The 3936-nt window shown below is 73.6% G+C and carries 3 protein-coding genes; 1 reads left to right on the top strand and 2 read right to left on the bottom strand.

Annotated features, from left to right (window positions below):
- Positions 1-127: 127 nt before the first annotated feature.
- Positions 128-1813, bottom strand: a complete 1686-nt coding sequence (locus ACFV6I_RS07950; protein ID WP_380423912.1) for a peptidoglycan binding domain-containing protein — start codon at positions 1811-1813, stop codon at positions 128-130.
- Between the two features lie 331 nt (positions 1814-2144).
- Positions 2145-2660, bottom strand: a complete 516-nt coding sequence (locus ACFV6I_RS07945; protein WP_063347978.1) for a DUF4245 domain-containing protein — start codon at positions 2658-2660, stop codon at positions 2145-2147.
- A gap of 236 nt (positions 2661-2896) precedes the next feature.
- On the opposite strand from ACFV6I_RS07945, the gene glpX reads away from it, so the two are divergent.
- Positions 2897-3936: class II fructose-bisphosphatase (gene glpX / locus ACFV6I_RS07940; RefSeq protein WP_063347979.1), on the top strand; the 1040-nt coding region annotated here is incomplete at its 3' end.

Genomic DNA, 3936 nt, shown 5'->3' with positions numbered 1-3936 from the left:
TTTTTTTGTTGGGGTGGTGGGTGTTGTTGTGTTTTTTTTTTTTTCTTTTTTTTTTTGGTGTGGGTGTTGGTTGTTTTGGTGGTGGGCCCCCCCCCCCCCCCCCCCCCCCGATCGGTGCGGTCGTTGCTCAGGCGACGGTGAACTTGAAGGTGCGGTCCTTCTCGCCGGTCTTGTCGAGCAGCGAGGTGACGGCGTCCGCGACGTCCTGCGGGGTGATCGCGGCGGTCTGGCCGTTCTTCTTGACCTTCACCTTGTCGAACACGCTGCCCAGCTGGCCGTTCAGCGCGTCGAGGTCCCACTTGGGCACGATCTTGCCGGAGGCGTCCGGGACGAGCGTGAGCGTCTTGGCGGCGACCACCTTGCCGAAGATCCACTTCTTGGTGCCGGCCAGGACGTACACGTTGCCGTTGAGCGCGGACTTGCCGAGGCTGTCCGCGGCGGCTTGCAGGGCCTGCGGGGAGACCTTGGGCTGGGCGGCCGTGACGGCGAGCGCGATCGGCTGGTCGGGCTTGCCGGCGGCGCGGTCGCGGTAGGCCTGCTCGACCACGTCGAGGGCGCTCGCCGAGTCGACGGCCTGGCCGGCCCGGCCGGGCACCACGACCGGGTCGCCGTTCTCGGCGAACTTGACGTAGCCCTCCTGAAGGCCCTGGCCCGAGCCGGAGGCCAGGGTGTCCAGGGCGGCCTTGAGCTTGGCCCGGTCCACCTTGACGTCCGGTGCGACCGCCTTGGTGCCGCCCTTCAGCGACTTGATGACGTCGACCGGGCTGTAGCTGTGCTGGGCGAGGCCGTCCACGGTGCCCGTGGTGTCGAAGCTCAGCCCGGCGACGGTCGGGTCGAGGTTCAGCGCCTGGTCGCCGACCTTCAGCTTGAGCGGCTGCTGGCCGGTCTTGCCGACGGTCTCGTCGAGCTGGTGGATCGCCTGGTCGCGGCTGTTGCCGCCGATGTCGGTGCCGAGCACCACGGTGCCCTTGGGGATGTCGGACTGGTTGAGCATCAGACCGGTGCCGTACGCGGCGGCGCCGAGGAACAGCACGAAGCCGACGCCGTACACGCCCAGCTTGACCAGCTTCTTGCCGGCGCTGGCCTTCGGCTTGGCCTTGCCCTTGCCCTTGCCCTTGGCGGGCGCGGGCGCGGGCGCGGACTCGGTCTTGGCCGGCTGCGGTGCGGGCCGGGGGCCCGGGGCGGGGGTCGGCAGCGGGGTGAGCTCGGTGGCCTCCGGGTCCGGTCCGGGCTGCTGCTGCGGGTGCCCGGGGGCGCCGGGGAAGAGCCCGCCGGGGGCCGGGTGGGCGAAGGCGTCCTGGCCCGGCCCGGCGGGGCGCTGGGCGGCGAACGGGTCGGCACCGGCCGGGGCCGAGGCGAACAGGCCGGGCTGCGGGCGGGCTTCGCCGCCGTGCGCGGCGCCGTTCTGCGGCAGGCCCGGTATGGCGGCGGGCGGCGGGGTGCCCTCGCGGATCGGCTCGAAGCCGTCGACCGAGGTGTCCTCCGGGTCCGTCGCGCCGGCCGCCGGGCCCTGCGGGCGGGCGCCCGGGCGCGGGCCCTGCTGCGGCCGTCCGTCGGGCTGCCGACCGTTGCGCTGCCTGCCGCTCTGCTGGCCGCCGTTCTGCTGGGCGCCCTGCTGCGGGCGGTCGTCGCGCCGGCCGCGGGCTCCGGCCGTGGGCGCCATCGGGGCGAACGGGTCGGCGGTGGGCGGCGCAAAGGGGGAGGCGGCCTCGTACACGCCGGGCTCCTCCGCCGGGGCCTGCGCACCGGGGCCGGCGGGGAACGGCGCGGCGGGCGAGCCGTTCGGGGCCGGGTTCGGGGCCTGGGCGGGCACCGGTCGGCCGTTCGGACGGGCCGCGCCCTGGGCGGGGCGGGCACCGTTCGGGCGGGCGCCGGGGGCCGGGGAGGCCGTCGGCCGGGGCTCGGCGGCGGCGGGCGCGGCCGAGGCCTCCGGCGCGCCAGGGGTGTTCGGGGCACCGGCCGGTACGGCGGTGGGGGGCCGGGGGGGCGGCGTGTGGCGCGCCCGCCGCCCCCCCCCCCGGGTTCGCGGGGCGCCCCCCCTCTCCGTATGCGCACGGGGGCGTACGGGGTCGTACGGGCGCGTCCGCGGGGCGTCCGCGGGGGCGTACGGAGCCGTTCCCCCGGGGGCGGCCCAGGGGGACGGGCTACTTGAGCGCCTGGGCCAGCTCGGCCAGTTCCTCGTAGGAGGCGGTGCCGGTGAGCACGGTGGTCGCGTCGCCGGTCTGCACGGTCAGGGCGCGGGACTTCTCGCCCTGCACCCGCTCCCAGGTGCGCCCGGCGACCTCGGAGGTGCCGTCCGGCTTGCCGCCCGCGATCTTGTCGGCCAGCAGCGCGTCGCGCGGGACGTCGCTCTGCTCGACCGCCGCGTACTGGCCGGACGGCGTGACGAAGCCCAGGTGCCAGGCGTTGCCCTTGCCCTTGCTGATCGCGGCCGGCTGGTAGCCGACCGAGGTGGCCCGCCACTGGTCGGACAGCCCGTCCGGGGAGAGCAGCGGGTACGGCGCGCCGCGCTTCGCTGAGGCCGCCGCCACCTTGTACTCGACCACGTGCACCGGGTCGCTGTTCGCGTCGTGCGGAAGGAACAGGTACCCGATCCAGACCACGGCGCCGACCGCCAGCATCGACAGGACCATGTCCCGTACGGTCTCCCGGCCCCTCATGCGTTTGCTCTCTCCAGCCACCCCCACATGGTGACTCATCCCTACGGCGGTACGGCCACCCGGGGTGCCCGCGTACGGGTGAAGCGGGACGAACCGACCAGGTCGGGCGCCGGGTGGCGACCCGCGCCACAGACAGTCATCCCATAGGCAGATACGATCGCAGGACCCTCACCACGGCGTTCGACCAGGCAGTAGTCGGGCGCTTACTGGCCGTCGCGTACAGAGAGGTAACGACGATGACCACGCAGTACCCGAACCACCTTCCCAGCGCCCTGGAGGTCGCGCCCGAGGCTCCGGACCGGAACCTCGCGCTCGAACTCGTCCGGGTCACCGAGGCGGCCGCGATGGCCGCCGGCCGGTGGGTCGGCCGTGGCGACAAGAACGGCGCGGACGGCGCCGCCGTCAAGGCGATGCGCACCCTCGTCTCGACCGTCTCGATGAACGGCGTAGTCGTCATCGGGGAGGGCGAGAAGGACGAAGCCCCGATGCTCTACAACGGCGAGCGGGTCGGCGACGGCACCGGCGCCGAGTGCGACGTCGCGGTCGACCCGGTCGACGGCACCACGCTCACCGCCAAGGGCATGAACAACGCCGTCGCCGTCCTGGCCGTCGCCGACCGCGGCACCATGTTCGACCCCAGTGCCGTGTTCTACATGGACAAGCTGGTGGCCGGCCCCGAGGCCGCCGAGTTCGTCGACATCACCGCCCCCGCGGCCGTCAACATCCGCCGGGTCGCCAAGGCCAAGGGCAGCGCCGTCGAGGACGTCACGGTCGTCGTCCTCGACCGCCCGCGCCACGACGGCCTGGTCCGGGAGATCCGCGAGGCGGGCGCCCGGATCAAGTTCATCTCCGACGGCGACGTGGCCGGCGCCATCATGGCCGCCCGCGAGGGCACCGGCGTCGACCTGCTGATGGGCATCGGCGGCACCCCCGAGGGCATCATCGCGGCCTGCGCCATGAAGTGCATGGGCGGCGTCATCCAGGGCCGACTGTGGCCCAAGGACGACGCCGAGCGGCAGAAGGCCCTCGACGCCGGCCACGACCTGGACCGGGTGCTCACCACCGACGACCTGGTCAGCGGCGAGAACGTGTTCTTCGTCGCCACCGGCATCACCGACGGCGAGCTGCTGCGCGGCGTGCACTACCGCCAGGAGACCGCCACCACCAGCTCGCTGGTGATGCGTTCCAAGAGCGGCACGATCCGCGAGATCAACTCCGTCCACAAGCTGTCGAAGCTGCGGGCCTACAGCGCGATCGACTTCGACCGCGCCAACTG

Origin of the sequence: Kitasatospora sp. NPDC059803, from assembly GCF_042732255.1 — a bacterium.
GTDB lineage: Bacteria > Actinomycetota > Actinomycetes > Streptomycetales > Streptomycetaceae > Kitasatospora.
The sequence above is the reverse complement of the archived record's forward strand: the minus strand, read 5'-3'. Positions and strand labels throughout refer to the sequence as shown.

Excerpts from the sequence above, each read along its gene's own strand:
- ACFV6I_RS07945 (WP_063347978.1), bottom strand. The coding sequence starts at position 2,660 with ATGAGGGGCCGGGAGACCGTACGGGACATGGTCCTGTCGATGCTGGCG.